Source organism: Phascolarctobacterium sp. (assembly GCF_045124115.1).
In the GTDB taxonomy this organism is placed as follows: domain Bacteria; phylum Bacillota; class Negativicutes; order Acidaminococcales; family Acidaminococcaceae; genus Phascolarctobacterium_A.
Map to the genome: position 1 here is coordinate 22,647 of NZ_JBGVLF010000022.1, position 15,347 is coordinate 37,993.

Genomic DNA, 15,347 nt, shown 5'->3' on the forward strand with positions numbered 1-15,347 from the left:
TTAAGCAAAAATTATTTGCCAACAGGACCGATCATAGCCAGCATGGTACCTGCAGCTACTGCAGTACCGATAACGCCTGCTACGTTGGGGCCCATAGCGTGCATCAGCAGGAAGTTTGCAGGGTTGCATTTTTGACCTACTTTTTGAGATACACGAGCAGCCATCGGAACTGCAGATACGCCTGCGGAACCGATCAGCGGGTTGGTTTGACCACCGTCAAATTTGCACATCAGGGTACCGAAGATAGCGCCCATAGCAGTACCTGCTACGAATGCAACCAGACCCAAGCAAATGATCAGGATGGTTTGGTAGTTCAGGAAGGATTCAGCGCTCATGGTCAGACCAGTACCGGTAGCCAGCATGATGGTTACAGTGTTCATCAATGCGTTTTGAGCGGTATCGGACAGACGATCCAAGCAGCCAGCTTCTTTGAACAGGTTACCCAGCATCAGCATACCAATCAATGCGGTTACGGAAGGCAACAGCAAGGAGATAACGATGGTGCACATGATCGGGAATACGATCTTTTCGAATTTGGTTACAGGACGCAGCTGTTGCATAACGATCTTGCGGTCATGTTCAGTGGTGCAGAGCATCATGATAGGGGGCTGAATCAGTGGAACCAAAGACATGTAGGAGTAAGCAGCTACAGCGATAGCGCCCAACAGTTGGGGAGCCATTTTAGCAGCCAGGTAGATGGAGGTCGGGCCGTCAGCACCACCGATGATGCCGATAGCAGCAGCTTCTTGTACGGAGAAACCAAGCAGCATAGCGCCCAACAGAGCGATAAATACGCCACCTTGAGCAGCAGCACCCAACAGCAGAGTTTTGGGGTTAGCAATCAGGGGACCGAAGTCGGTCATAGCGCCTACGCCCAAGAAGATCAGCGGAGGGAATACTTCGTGGTGAATACCATACATGATAACGGACATAACGCCAGGAGCGTCGAAGCCATTCTTAGGAATGTTAGCCAGTACGCAACCGAAAGCGATAGGGGAAAGCAGCAAAGGTTCGAAACCTTTACCAATAGCCATATACAGCAGAATCAGACCTACAACGATCATGATTACATGACCGCCAGTCAGAGCGGAGAAACCGGAATCTGCCCATACGGAAGACAAAGCAACGAGAAATGCTTCCATTTAATATCCTCCCAATTTTCAATTTTTGGAAGGCTCCGTGCGACCAGAGCCTTCCAAGGATCTAGGATTAGTTAATTAAGGTTATAATTCTAGCTAGAGGCTAAAATTACATAACGATCATAACGTCGCCGGTACCAACGGTTTGGCCTGCGGAAACGCGAACGTCGGATACAGTGCCGTCAGCCGGAGCCATGATTTCGTTTTGCATTTTCATAGCTTCCAGAATCATCAGAACGTCGCCGGATTTAACAGCGTCGCCAACTTTAACGTTAACGGACAGAACTTTGCCGGGCATCGGAGCGGAAACGGTGGTAGCACCTGCAGCAACAGGAGCAGCAGCTTTCGGAGCCGGAGCGGGAGCCGGAGCAGCTTTCGGAGCAGCAGCTTTCGGAGCAGAAGCTACAACGCCAGCTTCTTCAACTTCAACTTCGTATGCGGTACCATTAACGGTGATAGTATACTTTTTCATGGATATAATCCTCCTTAAAATCTCGTTATTTTAATTAAATTGCAAAACTTAATGCATTAGAAGCATTCTTTACGAACGCTAATAGCTTCAACGCGAGCATTTACAGTCCAAGAAGCGTTAGGCAGACGACGAACGCAAGCGATTTGGTCTGCGGAAACGCCGCAAGCTGCAACTGCTGCAGCGATAACAGCGATGATTTCGCTGTCATCTTGTACCGGAGCAGGAGCTGCTGCCGGAGCGGGAGCTGCTGCCGGGGTAGGAGCTACTGCCGGTTTAGCAACTTTTTTTTTAGTGGGATCGATCAGCTGAATAGCGGTAATCAAGAAGCCCAAAGCAATCAGAACGCCGAATACGATGGTCATGTTGATCAGTGCGATCAGCCAAGGATTAGTAGTAACAGGACCCATTTATTTCACCTCATCTTATCTTAAAATAGGTTTTAAGCGCTAAGCGACTCGCGAATTACAAAGGAATGTTGCCGTGGCGTTTTGCCGGACGGGTTTCGCGTTTGCTTTCCAGCATTTGCAGAGCGTTGATGATGGTGGGACGAGAGTTTTTCGGTTCGATAACCATGTCAACCATGCCGCGCATTGCTGCTTGGTACGGAGTAGCGAAGTTGTCGATGTACTCTTTAGTTTTAGCTTCAACATCAGGATCTTTACGGAAAATGATGTTAGCAGCACCAGCAGGACCCATAACTGCGATTTCAGCGGTCGGCCATGCGATAACTTGGTCAGCGCCCAAGTCTTGAGAGCACATTGCCAAGTAGGAACCGCCGTAAGCTTTACGGGTTACCAGAGTGATTTTAGGAACAGTTGCTTCGGAGTAAGCATACAGCATCTTAGCGCCGTGACGGATGATGCCGCCGTATTCTTGGTTGCAGCCGGGCAGGAAGCCAGGAACGTCAACCAGGTTCAGCAGAGGAATGTTGAATGCGTCGCAGAAACGAATGAAACGGGAGGATTTGTCGGATGCATTGATATCCAGGCAACCTGCCATTACTTTCGGTTGGTTAGCGATAATACCGATGGTTTGGCCATCCATACGAGCGAAGCAGGTGATGATGTTTTTAGCCCAATATTTTTGGTTTTCATAGTATTCACCGTTATCAACGATGGATTTGATAACATCATACATGTCGTATGCTTGGTTGGAGTTGTCCGGCAGCAAGGTGTTCAGGCTGTCGTCGGTACGCATCGGGTCGTCACCGGTTTCTACGATCGGAGCGGATTCCATGTTGTTGGAAGGCAGGAAGGAGAGCAGGTAACGGATTTGTTGCAGGCAGTCTTCGTCGTTTTCAGCAGCGAAGTGAGCAACACCGGAAGTGGAGTTGTGGGTCATAGCGCCACCCAGTTGTTCTTGGGTAACATCTTCGCCGGTTACGGATTTAACTACTGCAGGACCGGTAATGAACATTTTGGAAGTGTTCTTTACCATGTAGATGAAGTCGGTCAGAGCAGGGCTATATACAGCGCCGCCAGCGGAGGGGCCCATGATAGCGGAGATCTGAGGAACAACGCCGGAAGCGATGGTGTTTTCGAAGAAAATCTTACCATAGCCAGCCAGAGCGTCGATAGCTTCTTGGATACGAGCACCGCCGGAATCGTTCAAGCCAACCAACGGAGCGCCCATTTTCAGAGCCAGACGTTGAACTTTAACGATTTTTGCAGCGTGCATTTCGCCAAGGGAGCCGCCTTCTACGGTGAAGTCTTGAGCGAATACATAAACCAGACGGCCATCAACGGTGCCGTAACCGGTGGTAACGCCTTCACCCGGAAGTTCTTTCTTTTCTTGACCGAAGTTAGTGCAACGATGACGAACGAAACGATCCAATTCTACGAAGGAACCTTCGTCGAGGAGTGCAGCGATTCTTTCACGAGCAGTCATTTTGCCGGATTCATGTTGTTTAGCAACACGTTTTTCGCCGCCAGCAGCCAGAATTACTTCGGACTTTTTGAGCATTTTCTCAATTTTTTCTTGAGTAGACAAATCTTACACCTCCATCATATTTGGGAGAAAAATATATACTACGCTGAGGACATATCACTTGTACGTCCCCAGCGTTAGTATTAAGTTAAATTACGTTAAATGTTAACAGCCTCAGGCTATTAATTAGTCAACGTAGGTAGCAGCCGGTTGGCACAGTTCGAGCAGCAGGCCAGCAGATTTCGGATGAACGAAAGCAATTTTCATCTTGCCAGCGCCATTGCGAGGAGCTTTGTCGATCATTTTGATGCCAGCTTCTTGCAGGTCAGCAATAGCAGCTTTGATGTCATCAACGCGCAGAGCCATATGTTGGATGCCAGGGCCGTTTTTAGCAACGTATTTGCCGATAGGACCGTCGTTGTTTTCGGTGATGTCAACGAGGAGTTCGATCAGGGTTTCGCCGCAGGGAACGAATACGGTAGCAACGCCTTGTTCTTTAACTTCTTCAGTACCGGTGCAGGTCAAGCCCAGAACCTCAGTGTACAGTTTAGCAGCTTCTTCCAGGGTACCAGCGCAAGCGATACCAAGATGGTCAACACAAATAGTTTTGAATGCCATAATAAATTCCTCCTAAAAAATCAATTTTGGTGGTTTTATTTTAAAACTTTACCAACAATATCATCAACGACAGAGTACGGCTCAATCTCACGGGATTGCATTTTAACAACCAAGTTGTCAAATTCTTCCGTTTGAATGACGTTCTTGTCGATGTAGCGATTTACACGGTCATTGAGCATAGCTTCAACTTCATTTTTAATGCGTTTCTTGCGAATGTCAGTCAATTTACCGGTGTCAATCAAATATGCCTTGTGAGCTTCAATGGAGTCCACAACAGCCTCTATACCTTCACCCTTGCTAGCAATGGTCCTGTTAATCGGAGGACGCCAGCCAACATGTTCGGGATTTAATTCGAGCATCATTTCAATCTCAATGTTGAGCTTGTCTGTACCTTCACGGTCAGCTTTGTTAATCGTGAAAAGGTCACCGATTTCAAGTATACCTGCTTTAATAGCTTGGATATCGTCGCCCATACCAGGGATAACAACAACCATGGTAGTATCTGCAGTCTTAACAATGTCAACTTCAGATTGGCCTACGCCTACGGTTTCAACGATAATTACGTCCATGCCAAAAGCATCCATTAATTTTACAGCGTCACCTGCTTTTTGAGACAGGCCGCCAAGGCTGCCACGGGTAGCCATAGAACGAACGAAAATACCTTCATCCGCCATGAGGTCCATCATTCTGATACGGTCGCCAAGGATAGCGCCGCCGGAATACGGGCTAGTGGGGTCAATCGCTACGATGCCTACTGTTTTACCGCGTTTACGGTATTCTTTAGCGAGTTTATCTGTCAGAGTACTTTTACCAGCACCCGGAGGGCCAGTGATACCAATTACATAAGCATTACCAGTATGAGGATAGATTTCTGTCATAATCTTGACAGCGTCATCATATTCATTTTCAACAGCAGTGATTGCTTTAGATAATGCAAGACGAGAATGACTTAATAATTTATCTACTATTTCCATAATTCACACCGCCTTGTCAAATTGTGAATATTTTATAAGGCAGACCGGGACAAGCCCGGTCTGCTACTTATATTTAAGGGGATAAAATTATTTAACGTTAGCGTTGATGAAGTCAACGATTTTGCTGGTCGGGGTGCCAGGAGTGAATACTTCAGCGATGCCAGCAGCTTTCAGGCCAGGGATGTCAGCGTCAGGAATAACGCCGCCGCCGATAACCAGAACGTCGTTCAGACCTTTTTCTTTCAGCAGTTCAACTACTTTCGGGAACAGGGTGTTGTGAGCGCCGGACAGCAGGGACAGAGCAACAACGTTTACGTCGTCTTGCAGAGCAGCTTCAGCGATTTGTTCCGGGGTCAGACGGATACCGGTGTAGATAACTTCGAAACCAGCGTCGCGCAGAGCACGAGCTACAACTTTAGCACCGCGGTCATGGCCGTCCAGACCCGGTTTAGCAACTAAAACTTTAACGTTAGCCATTGTAAAATACCTCCGTATTGTTAGTTATTAGGAATTAGAGAGTGGTATGAGGTTGGTATTCGCCGAATACTTTTCTCATAACGCCGCAGATTTCACCTTCGGTAGCGTATGCACGAACTGCATCCAGGATCAAAGGCATCAGGTTTACAGATTCGTCTGCGCAGCCAGCTTCCAGAGCAGCCAGAGTTTCAGCAACTTTAGCGTTGTCACGGCGAGCTTTCAGAGCAGCGATCTTTTCAGCTTGCAGTTTGCCTACAGAGCCATCTACGCGCAGCAGGTTTTTCGGAGGTTCTTCCTCTTGGGTGAATTTGTTAACGCCAACGATAATGCGGTCGCCTTTTTCGATTTCCATTTGCCATTTGTAAGCGGAGTCTTGGATTTCTTTTTGGATGTAGCCTTTAGCGATTGCTTCAGGAGCGCCACCGATTTCGTCGATCTTTTCAATGTATTCCCAAGCTTCTTTTTCGATCTTGTCGGTCAGAGCTTCTACATAGTAGGAACCGCCCAACGGGTCAACGGTGTCAGCCAGGCCGGATTCGTAAGCAACGATTTGTTGAGTACGCAGAGCGATGGTTACGGATTCAGTGGTCGGCAGAGCCAAAGCTTCGTCCTTGGAGTTGGTGTGCAGGGATTGAGTACCACCCATTACAGCAGCAGCAGTTTGCAGAGCAACACGAACGATGTTGTTGTTCGGTTGTTGAGCAGTCAGCATGGAGCCAGCGGTTTGGGTATGTACGCGCAGCATCATGGATTTAGCTTTTTTAGCGCCGAAACGTTCTTTCATAACTTTAGCCCATACACGACGGGAAGCACGGAATTTAGCAACTTCTTCCAATACGTTGTTGTGAGCATTCCAGAAGAAGGACAGACGACCAGCGAAAGCGTCAACGTCCAGACCAGCTTTGATAGCAGCTTCTACATAAGCGATGCCGTCAGCGATGGTGAATGCGATTTCTTGAGAAGCGGTGGAACCAGCTTCACGGATGTGGTAACCGGAAATGGAGATGGTGTTCCACAGGGGTACGTTTTTGGAGCAATATTCGAAAATATTGGTGATCAAACGCATGGAGGGTTTCGGCGGGAAAATGTAGGTGCCACGAGCAGCATATTCTTTCAGAATATCGTTTTGGATGGTACCACGCAGTTTGTCAGCGGAAACGCCTTGTTTTTCTGCTACTGCAATGTACATAGCCAGCAGTACGGATGCAGGAGCGTTGATGGTCATAGAAGTGGAAACTTTGTCCAAAGAGATTTGGTCAAACAGGATTTCCATATCTGCCAGAGAGTCGATAGCAACGCCTACTTTACCAACTTCGCCTTCAGCCATAGGATCGGTGGAGTCATAACCGATTTGGGTCGGCAGGTCGAATGCGCAGGACAGGCCGGAACCACCGTTAGCCAGCAGGTAACGATAACGTTTGTTGGATTCTTCAGCGGTGGAGAAACCAGCATACATACGCATGGTCCAGAAACGGCCACGATACATGGTGGGTTGTACGCCACGAGTGTAAGGATATTCACCGGGGAAGCCCAATTTGGTCATGTAGTCAAAATCTTCACCAAGATCAACCGGGGTGTACAGTCTGTTAGGAACCAAGTTTGCGCGTTCAGGGTTTTTTACCAGTTTAGCTTCTACGTCAGCATGATATTGTGCTAAACCAGCTTTAATTTCTTCAAATGCCATTCTCAAATCCTCCTTAAATATTTGGTTTGCATATTCCGGATTGGACGGATCCGAAATTACGGTGAGAGTGTCCGTCATTAGACGGTATATGGCAAAGCCTTGCGGCTTCGTCAACATTTTTATTATACTTGGCGATAGGACTCACACCTACCGCCAAGCACATAACATAGTTTAACCTATTTTCAAAAACTTCTCAAGTGTTAATTTGCAAGTTTTTGAATTATTTTTCCATGGTACCGGTTTCGTTGAAACGGGTATGGAAGGAGAAAGCTTCGCTCAGGATATGCGGAGTTTGGCTGTTGCCGCAAGCTTCGCATGCACGATGGAAGTAATCCAGCAGCATCGGTTGATATTTCGGGTTAGCGATCTTATCAATGATAACCAGAGCACGTTCTTTCGGGGACAGACCACGCAGGTCAGCTACGCCACGTTCGGAAACGATAACGTCAACGTCATGTTCGGTGTGGTCGATATGGCTGCAGAACGGAACAACAGAGGAGATCTTGCCGCCTTTTGCCAAGGAAGTGGTGAAGAATACGGTCAGGAAGCCGTTACGAGCATAGTCGCCGGAGCCGCCGATACCATTCATCAGTTTGGTGCCGCAGATATGGGTGGAGTTAACGTTGCCATAGATATCAACTTCGATAGCGGTGTTCATAGCGATAACGCCGATACGACGAGCCAATTCCGGGCTGTTAGCGATTTCTTGCGGACGCAGGATGATGTATTTTTTGTATTTGTCTACGTTTGCGTAGAATTTCTTCAGGCATTCAGGAGACGGGCTCAGTGCGGTGCCGGAGCATACACGCAGTTTGCCGCAGTCGATCAGGTCAAACATACCGTCTTGGATAACTTCGGTGAATACGGTCAGGTCTTCGAAATCGGAGTTAACCAGGCCATTGATAACAGCGTTAGCAACGGAGCCTACGCCGGATTGCAACGGCAGCAGGTTTTTCGGCAGACGGCCGGCAGCAACTTCAGCTTTGAAGAATTCTACCAGGTTTTTGCCCATCTTTTGAGCGTCTTCATCGATTTCGCCCAGAGGACGAACTTTATCGGTGATGTCGCAAGGAACAACTGCACCAATCTTAGCGATTTCGCAGGGGATGTACGGAGTGCCGATGATATCTTCCGGACGAGTCAGAGGAATAGGTTGACGGTTCGGAGGATCCAGAGGAACATAGGAGTCATGCATGCCTTCCAGAGCAACCGGTTGAGTGGTGTTAACTTCTACGATAACAGTCTTAGCGGATTGAACATAGGAAGAGCTGTTGCCCATGGAGGTGGTCGGGATCAGACCAACTTTGCCTTCGCCCAAGTCGATGATTTTGCAAACTTCTACGATTGCAACATCAACGTCGCGACGGTTAGCCATGAAGCCATAACGAGTCAATTGAGCAACATGGCTCAAGTGCAAGTCGGTGTATTTTACTTGGCCAGCATTGATAGCTTTACGCATATCGTTGTTGGTTTGATAGGGCATACGACGGTCAACGATGCCTGCTTGGGTCATTGCGGTGTCCATTTCGGGGCCTACAGATGCGCCGGTCCAAACGTTGATTTTGAAAGGAGTTTTTTTGCCTTTTTCAGCCAGTGCCAGAGGAACAGCTTTCGGATAGCCGGACGGAGTAAAGCCGGAAGTACCTACGTTGTCACCATCTTTTACTAATTCTGCAGCAGCTTCAGCGGTAGTAACCAGACCAGCTACTGCGTCACAAATGCGATCTTTAATGTCGATCATTTTTACCTTCCTCCTTATAATTAGGACATTGTTTTATAAGGGTTTCCCCTTTGCGTATAACTCGCCTGCAGTTCCCGTTCAGAAACCCCAGACAAGGTATTGCCTTGCGCCAAGCATTTCACAAAAGCTTCATACTTGACTATATAGTCTTTTCGACATAGCAAGAAAATCTCCTGCTATCTGAGGAATTATTTTTATTATTTTTCCTTGCCTTTCTGCTACAATTATAACACATTTTGTCAACAAATTCACCAGTTTTCGGAAAAAAATTCCTACTTGCCAGCTCGGCAAGGCCAAGGTATACGTCGGAGGACAACGCCCAACGAGATATATAATACCAATAAAATTGTAACGTGGCAAGCTTTTTCTTTACAATTTTTTTATTTCTCTCTAGTTTACCCTTTATTTCTTCGTTTTTTTGTCTTGTATAGGCAGGACTAATCGCGATTTTGCGGCTTATAGTGCGTATGGAGTAAACGATGTGATTTCTCAGAGAGAGGTTCGCCAAGCCAAGTATCATAAAGAGTTTTTATTTCGGGGTTTTCGTGCGATTTTCGTAATTCGCTTGTACTATCGCAGGTAAGCAGGGCTTCACGGCGCTGTTTTCTGATGGATGCGTCTACCGGAATCGGTTGGCCGCCACCACCAATACAGCCGCCCGGACAAGCCATTACCTCAATAAAATGGTAGTCGGCAGTACCTGCTTTGATACGGTCCAACATCTTTTTGGCTGCGCCAAGAGTGTGGCAGATTGCTAATTTTACTTGAGTACCTGCTACATCCACCACAGCTTCACGAGTCTGCTCCATACCGCGCACTTCGTGATATTCCAGCTTAGGCAGGTCTTCCCCGCTAACTACATCTGCCACTGTACGCAACGCTGCTTCCATTACACCACCAGTGGTGCCAAAAATCACTGCTGCACCGGTACCTGTGCCTAAAGGAGAATCATATTGACTTTCGGGTAAAGAAGCAAAATCAATACCTGCTTCGCGAATCATACGCCCCAGCTCGCGGGTAGTAATAACCACGTCCACATCGCGATAACCGCTAGCGCACATTTCTTCCCTAGCAGCTTCCGCCTTTTTCGCTGTACATGGCATTACGGATACACTAAAAATCTTGGCAGGATCAATATCTGCATGTTCAGCATAATAAGTTTTTGCTACAGCGCCAAACATCTGCTGGGGTGATTTAGCAGTAGAAAGATGTGGCAACAACTCAGGATACTTCATCTCAATCATATTGACCCAACCGGGGCTGCAGGAAGTAATCATAGGCAGTACCCCGCCATTTTGCAAACGCTGGAGGAACTCATGCCCTTCTTCCATAATGGTCAAATCCGCGGAGAAATTAGTATCGAATACTTTGTCAAAGCCCAGTTGGCGCAGTGCAGTTACCATTTTACCGGTAACGATGGAGCCTGCAGGCAGACCCAATTCTTCGCCCAAGGCTACACGTACTGCAGGCGCAGTTTGGACAATAACAACTTTGCTATCATCGTTAATGGCATTCCAAACCTTATCCGTGTCATCCTTCTCCACAATGGCGCCTGTAGGACAAACGCTGGCACATTGGCCACAATAGCTGCATTGGGAATTGAGCAAGTCATGCTCAAAAGCTGTAGAAACAATAGTGTTAAAGCCGCGTCCTGCAAAGCTATAGACATTCATCCCTTGGACATCGCGGCAAACGCGGATGCAACGGCCGCAAAGAATACACTTCTCTTGGTCGCGTACTAAGGAAGGATTGCTGTTGTCAATGGTACGTGTCTTGCTTTCACCGCCCTCAAAGCGTAGTTTGCGTACGCCCAAATCAGCAGCAATCTTTTGCAGTTCGCAATCACCGCTCTTTTGGCAGCAAAGGCAATCCTTGGGATGGTTGGTGAGCAAAAGCTCAATGACGGTTTTACGTGCTTCGCGTACTTTATTAGTATTAGTCTTTACTACCATGCCTTCGCTGACGGGATATACGCAGGAAGCCACCAAAGTACAGGCACCACTGGCTTCTACCATGCACAAACGGCAAGCGCCTTCAGGACGCAGATCAGGATGGTAGCACAAAGTAGGAATATAAATGCCTGCAGCGCGGGCTGCCTCTAAAACAGAGCTGCCTGCCGGAGCCTGAATCTGACGGCCATCAATTGTTAAATTTACCATTTTCATCTTCAGACCCTCCTTAACCTTTTACAATTGCCTTAAACGGACACGCTGCCATGCAGGCACCACACTTAATGCATTTGGTTTCATCAATAACGTGTTTTTCCTTAACTTTGCCGCTGATAGCTTGAACAGGGCAGTTGCGTGCACAAAGACCGCAACCACGGCAAGCGTCGGAGATAGTATATTTTGCCATCTTTTCGCAAACACCTGCGGGACAGCGTTTTTCTTTAATATGCGCCTCATATTCATGGCGGAAGTATTTCAAAGTAGACAATACAGGGTTAGGCGCAGTCTGCCCTAAACCGCACAAAGCAGTTTCTTTGATGTTTTTCGCCAAGTTTTCCAAAAGCTCAATATCTCCTTCGCGCCCTTGACCTTCTGTAATTCGCGTCAGGATTTCCAACATACGCTTGGTACCTTCACGACAGGGAGTACACTTGCCGCAGGATTCGGATTGGGTAAAGTTCAAGAAGAACTTAGCTACATCCACCATACAGGTATCCTCATCCATAACTACCAAACCGCCACTGCCCATCATAGCGCCTGCAGCAATCAAGGAATCGTAATCAACCGGCAGATCAAGCATATTTTCAGGCAGACAGCCACCGGAAGGACCGCCAATCTGGACAGCCTTGAACTTTTTGCCATTAGTGATGCCGCCACCGATATCGTAAATAATCTCACGCATGGTAATACCCATAGGCACCTCTGCCAAACCAGTGTTATTAATCTTGCCTGTAAGGGCGAAAACTTTCGTGCCTTTGGATTTTTCCGTACCGAATTGGCAGTACCAATCTGCACCATTAACGATAATTTGGGCTACATTGGCAAAAGTCTCTACGTTGTTGATGTTAGTGGGCTTGCCCCATAATCCGGAAACCGCAGGGAAAGGCGGACGGGGACGTGGCATACCGCGCTTGCCTTCGATGGAAGCCATCAAAGCAGTTTCTTCGCCGCAGACGAATGCGCCTGCGCCTTCTTTAATGTGGATAGTAAAGCTAAAACCGCTGCCAAAAATATTCTTGCCTAAGAGCCCCATTTCTTCCGCTTGGGCGATAGCAATACGTAAACGTTTAATAGCCAAAGGATACTCCGCACGTACGTAAATATAGCCTTCATCCGCACCAATAGCGTAACCGCAGACAGCCATACCCTCCAGTACGCGATGGGGATCGCCTTCCAAAACGCTACGATCCATAAACGCGCCCGGGTCGCCTTCGTCAGCGTTACAGATGACATATTTCTTGTCGCTGACGGAAGCAGCAGCAAACTGCCATTTCATGCCGGTGGGGAAACCGCCGCCACCACGGCCGCGGAGACCGGACTTCTTAACTTCATCCACAACCTGCTCAGGAGTCATCTCCGTAACAGCTTTAGCCAAAGCTTCATAGCCGCCTACAGCAATGTATTCTTCAATAGCTTCAGGGTTAATTGCACCGCAGTTGGCTAAAACCAGACGATGCTGCTTTTTATAAAAACCAATCTCATCATAACGTGGTATTTGATCCTGGCTTAATGGTTCTTTGTACAGCAAACGTTGGACGATACGCCCTTTATACAGATGCTCTTCTACAATCTCCGGTACATCTTCAGGCTTAACGTTGCAATAGAAAGTACCTTCCGGATAAACAATTACTAAAGGACCGTTTTCACAAAAGCCATGGCAACCTGTTTCTACCACCATAACTTCATCCAACAAACCTTTTTGCTGCAGCTCCCTTGCAAAAACCAACTGGATTTCCTTGGAACCGTTAGCCTTACAGCCTGTGCCACCGCAAACCAGTACATGGGCTCTAATATGATGCATGATTCTCCTCCTCTATCTCCCGTCAGTCTTCCTGCTCGATTTTGCCTACAACCAATTCTTCCACAATGCGGCCGTTTACCACATGGTCAGCAATAATTTTAGGCACATCTTCCGGTTTAACCTTACCGTAGGTAATGCGTGCTTCGCCGGGACGAACTACATCCACCAGAACTTCCTTTTCGCACATACCAATGCACCCGGTCTGCTGTACCTGTACATCAATCAAATGGCGCTTGGACAGTTCCTCTAATATAGCCTTCATAACTTCTCTGGCACCGGCTGCAATACCGCATGTACCCATGCCTACGATAATCTTCGTACCGGAATTTTTCCGCAGCTTAATATCTGCTTTTAATTTATCGCGCAAAGCGTGCAAATCAGCTAAGCTTTTCATAACTCTGTTCCTCCCCTTGCCACAGCCTGCAGCTGTTGGTTTAAATATTGACCTACCCAAGTAAAAATCTCCGGATTGGCAAAATCGCAGTCACTGCCTAAAACTTCCCGCACTTCTTCCGTAGTAAAGGTAAAACTTCCTACAGGCGAAGTGTAGCTAAAACGCAAGTCGATGTTCGGTGCTCCCGCCAACAGCACAGCCATGCTGGAGCCTAAATCCCCCATAGGAGGAATATCCAAATGCCCCGCTGTAAAATAAGCAGCTATCTCCGTCCCCTTGCCTATAGCGGAAGCTATATCCAAATGGCCATCGCACTGTTGCGTAACCATGTCCACAAAGGGAATCCCCAAACCTATCTTACGGGTAGTGCGCGTAGTTACAAAAGGATCCCGCACCTTACGCAGCATATCTGCATCCATACCACAGCCATCATCAAGAATACGGAAGACGAAGAAGCCTCCCTCGTTTTCATTGATGCTGATGGTTATATGCTTGGCACCCGCCCTGACGGAATTTTGCGCAATGTCTAGAATGTGCAGTGACAGTTCCCGCATTTTATTTATACCTTTCCAAAATGCCTGCCAATTTATCCGTAGTCAAGCGGCCATGGGTATCTTCGTTAATCTGCATAACAGGCGCCAAACCGCAGGCACCAATGCAGGCTACTGTTTCCAAAGTAAAGCGCAGGTCATCAGTGGTGTGGCCAGCCTTAATACCCAGCTGCTTTTCCAACGCCTGCAGAATCGTTTTGCCTCCACGAACGTGGCAGGCAGTACCTTGACACACGCGGATAATGTTGCGACCTCTGGGGTTAAGGTGGAACAAAGAATAGAAGGTTACTACGCCATAGATTTCAGAAATAGGCGTCCCTGTTTTCTTAGCAATGTACTCCAATACATCCTTGGGCAAATAATTGTACAAGTTCTGTACATCCTGCAGAATAGGAATCAACGGCCCTTTAACATCTTTGTACTTGTCTAAAATAGCATCAATGCGCACTTTTTCCGGATTATCTCCGCCACAGCAGCTGCATTTACGCTCCAAACGATTGGTATCTGTAGTCATAATGTTCCTCCTCATAACAAACTAGGAATATGGTTTCTAGAAAGATTATAACATCACATTACATTTTAAACAACATTATTTACGTGGTTTTAATATATTTAGTATATACTATTATAACAATTCTTCTAAGTAGTCTGAAAATTTTCCTGCTGTTAGACTTCTTCCTTCGCTGCTCTGCAAAGCCTTGCGTACTTCTGCAATAGTCAGCTCTTCCACCGCCAAAAGATTTTTGGGGCCTTGAATAAAATCTAAAATATTATGGGCATCGGAATCGGTAACGAAAGGCAGAAAACCTGTCAACCGCTGCCAACGTGCTTGGCAGCCCTTTTGCCAACCTGCAGTAGAAATCTCCGCTGCCGCTAAACCGGAATCGGGTTCAATAAAGCCCAGCTGCCCCACCAAACTATAGGCAGGCTTATCAACATGGGCAGCAAGCACCAATCCGCCCAAAGCAGTGACTTTTTCCACTACTTGAGCCGCCGTAAGACACAAAGGAGCAAGCAGCATCCGCTCCTCTACTCGTACTAATTCGTCCTCAGCATCCACCACGTATTGGGCACCAAATTTATCAGCATCATTCATCATGCCGTTCATGTGCTTGTCCACCACAGCCTGCCAAGACGCAAGCTGCTCCAACGTATCGAAAAGCACCACCAGATGGGCTTCTTCGGCACACTCTACCTCCATACCGGGAAAAACTTTAACACCATACTGCTCACTGAGCTCTATAGCTGCAGCAACATTGGCGCTGGCATTGTGGTCCGTAATGGCCACAGCGCCAATGCCAAACTCCGCTGCCCGCAATAATATATGATGGGGCGTCATTTCCACCTCAGCACAGGGTGAAAGCAAGGTGTGCACATGAAAATCCGCCAACACCTGCAACAT

The 15,347-nt window shown here is 47.5% G+C and carries 15 protein-coding genes; all 15 read right to left on the reverse strand.

The genetic code is table 11. The features are described 5' to 3' along the window. Positions 1-11: 11 nt before the first annotated feature. Positions 12-1,142 carry a sodium ion-translocating decarboxylase subunit beta gene (locus ACJMM4_RS03345; protein WP_405379457.1) on the reverse strand — a complete coding sequence of 377 codons (1,131 nt, stop codon included), beginning with the start codon at positions 1,140-1,142 and terminating at the stop codon, positions 12-14. Positions 1,143-1,248: 106 nt separating this feature from the next. Next, positions 1,249-1,611, reverse strand: a complete 363-nt coding sequence (locus ACJMM4_RS03350; RefSeq protein WP_405379456.1) for a biotin/lipoyl-containing protein — start codon at positions 1,609-1,611, stop codon at positions 1,249-1,251. A gap of 56 nt (positions 1,612-1,667) precedes the next feature. Further along, complete coding sequence (locus tag ACJMM4_RS03355) at positions 1,668-2,018, reverse strand: OadG family protein (RefSeq protein WP_405379455.1); 351 nt, start codon at positions 2,016-2,018, stop codon at positions 1,668-1,670. A gap of 55 nt (positions 2,019-2,073) precedes the next feature. Continuing rightward, a complete protein-coding gene (locus ACJMM4_RS03360; RefSeq protein WP_405383104.1) occupies positions 2,074-3,573 on the reverse strand; it encodes a carboxyl transferase domain-containing protein in 1,500 nt (499 codons plus the stop codon). Between the two features lie 150 nt (positions 3,574-3,723). After that, entirely contained in the window at positions 3,724-4,155 is a 432-nt protein-coding gene (gene mce / locus ACJMM4_RS03365; protein ID WP_405380864.1) for a methylmalonyl-CoA epimerase, read from the reverse strand. Positions 4,156-4,190: 35 nt separating this feature from the next. After that, entirely contained in the window at positions 4,191-5,129 is a 939-nt protein-coding gene (gene meaB, locus ACJMM4_RS03370) for a methylmalonyl Co-A mutase-associated GTPase MeaB (protein ID WP_405380860.1), read from the reverse strand. Positions 5,130-5,216: 87 nt separating this feature from the next. After that, positions 5,217-5,606, reverse strand: a complete 390-nt coding sequence (locus tag ACJMM4_RS03375) for a cobalamin B12-binding domain-containing protein (protein ID WP_009145655.1) — start codon at positions 5,604-5,606, stop codon at positions 5,217-5,219. A 34-nt stretch (positions 5,607-5,640) separates the two neighbouring features. Next, the gene (locus ACJMM4_RS03380; RefSeq protein ID WP_405383048.1) at positions 5,641-7,290 is read right to left on the reverse strand and encodes a methylmalonyl-CoA mutase; all 1,650 of its coding nucleotides are present in this window, start codon (positions 7,288-7,290) and stop codon (positions 5,641-5,643) included. Positions 7,291-7,510: 220 nt separating this feature from the next. Then, positions 7,511-9,031: a succinate CoA transferase gene (locus tag ACJMM4_RS03385; protein ID WP_405383050.1), complete on the reverse strand. Its 1,521-nt coding sequence runs from the start codon at positions 9,029-9,031 to the stop codon at positions 7,511-7,513. Positions 9,032-9,468: 437 nt separating this feature from the next. After that, positions 9,469-11,196, reverse strand: coding sequence for an NADH-dependent [FeFe] hydrogenase, group A6 (locus ACJMM4_RS03390; RefSeq protein ID WP_405383052.1), 1,728 nt, complete (start codon positions 11,194-11,196; stop codon positions 9,469-9,471). Positions 11,197-11,209: 13 nt separating this feature from the next. Continuing rightward, positions 11,210-13,000 carry an NADH-quinone oxidoreductase subunit NuoF gene (gene nuoF / locus ACJMM4_RS03395; RefSeq protein ID WP_405383054.1) on the reverse strand — a complete coding sequence of 597 codons (1,791 nt, stop codon included), beginning with the start codon at positions 12,998-13,000 and terminating at the stop codon, positions 11,210-11,212. A 22-nt stretch (positions 13,001-13,022) separates the two neighbouring features. Then, positions 13,023-13,394: a (2Fe-2S) ferredoxin domain-containing protein gene (locus ACJMM4_RS03400; protein ID WP_405383056.1), complete on the reverse strand. Its 372-nt coding sequence runs from the start codon at positions 13,392-13,394 to the stop codon at positions 13,023-13,025. After that, complete coding sequence (locus ACJMM4_RS03405; protein ID WP_405383058.1) at positions 13,391-13,948, reverse strand: ATP-binding protein; 558 nt, start codon at positions 13,946-13,948, stop codon at positions 13,391-13,393. The genes ACJMM4_RS03400 and ACJMM4_RS03405 overlap by 4 nt, the downstream gene beginning before the upstream one ends. A gap of 1 nt (position 13,949) precedes the next feature. Continuing rightward, complete coding sequence (gene nuoE / locus ACJMM4_RS03410; protein WP_405383060.1) at positions 13,950-14,459, reverse strand: NADH-quinone oxidoreductase subunit NuoE; 510 nt, start codon at positions 14,457-14,459, stop codon at positions 13,950-13,952. A gap of 111 nt (positions 14,460-14,570) precedes the next feature. Beyond that, a complete protein-coding gene (locus ACJMM4_RS03415) occupies positions 14,571-15,347 on the reverse strand; it encodes a PHP domain-containing protein (protein ID WP_405383062.1) in 777 nt (258 codons plus the stop codon).

Coding starts and splice junctions, on each gene's coding strand:
- ACJMM4_RS03345 (WP_405379457.1), bottom strand. CDS start 1,142: ATGGAAGCATTTCTCGTTGCTTTGTCTTCCGTATGGGCAGATTCCGGT.
- ACJMM4_RS03350 (WP_405379456.1), bottom strand. CDS start 1,611: ATGAAAAAGTATACTATCACCGTTAATGGTACCGCATACGAAGTTGAA.
- ACJMM4_RS03355 (WP_405379455.1), bottom strand. CDS start 2,018: ATGGGTCCTGTTACTACTAATCCTTGGCTGATCGCACTGATCAACATG.
- ACJMM4_RS03360 (WP_405383104.1), bottom strand. CDS start 3,573: ATGCTCAAAAAGTCCGAAGTAATTCTGGCTGCTGGCGGCGAAAAACGT.
- mce (WP_405380864.1), bottom strand. CDS start 4,155: ATGGCATTCAAAACTATTTGTGTTGACCATCTTGGTATCGCTTGCGCT.
- meaB (WP_405380860.1), bottom strand. CDS start 5,129: ATGGAAATAGTAGATAAATTATTAAGTCATTCTCGTCTTGCATTATCT.
- ACJMM4_RS03375 (WP_009145655.1), bottom strand. CDS start 5,606: ATGGCTAACGTTAAAGTTTTAGTTGCTAAACCGGGTCTGGACGGCCAT.
- ACJMM4_RS03380 (WP_405383048.1), bottom strand. CDS start 7,290: ATGGCATTTGAAGAAATTAAAGCTGGTTTAGCACAATATCATGCTGAC.
- ACJMM4_RS03385 (WP_405383050.1), bottom strand. CDS start 9,031: ATGATCGACATTAAAGATCGCATTTGTGACGCAGTAGCTGGTCTGGTT.
- ACJMM4_RS03390 (WP_405383052.1), bottom strand. CDS start 11,196: ATGAAAATGGTAAATTTAACAATTGATGGCCGTCAGATTCAGGCTCCG.
- nuoF (WP_405383054.1), bottom strand. CDS start 13,000: ATGCATCATATTAGAGCCCATGTACTGGTTTGCGGTGGCACAGGCTGT.
- ACJMM4_RS03400 (WP_405383056.1), bottom strand. CDS start 13,394: ATGAAAAGCTTAGCTGATTTGCACGCTTTGCGCGATAAATTAAAAGCA.
- ACJMM4_RS03405 (WP_405383058.1), bottom strand. CDS start 13,948: ATGCGGGAACTGTCACTGCACATTCTAGACATTGCGCAAAATTCCGTC.
- nuoE (WP_405383060.1), bottom strand. CDS start 14,459: ATGACTACAGATACCAATCGTTTGGAGCGTAAATGCAGCTGCTGTGGC.
- ACJMM4_RS03415 (WP_405383062.1), bottom strand. CDS start 15,347: ATGTTGCAGGTGTTGGCGGATTTTCATGTGCACACCTTGCTTTCACCC.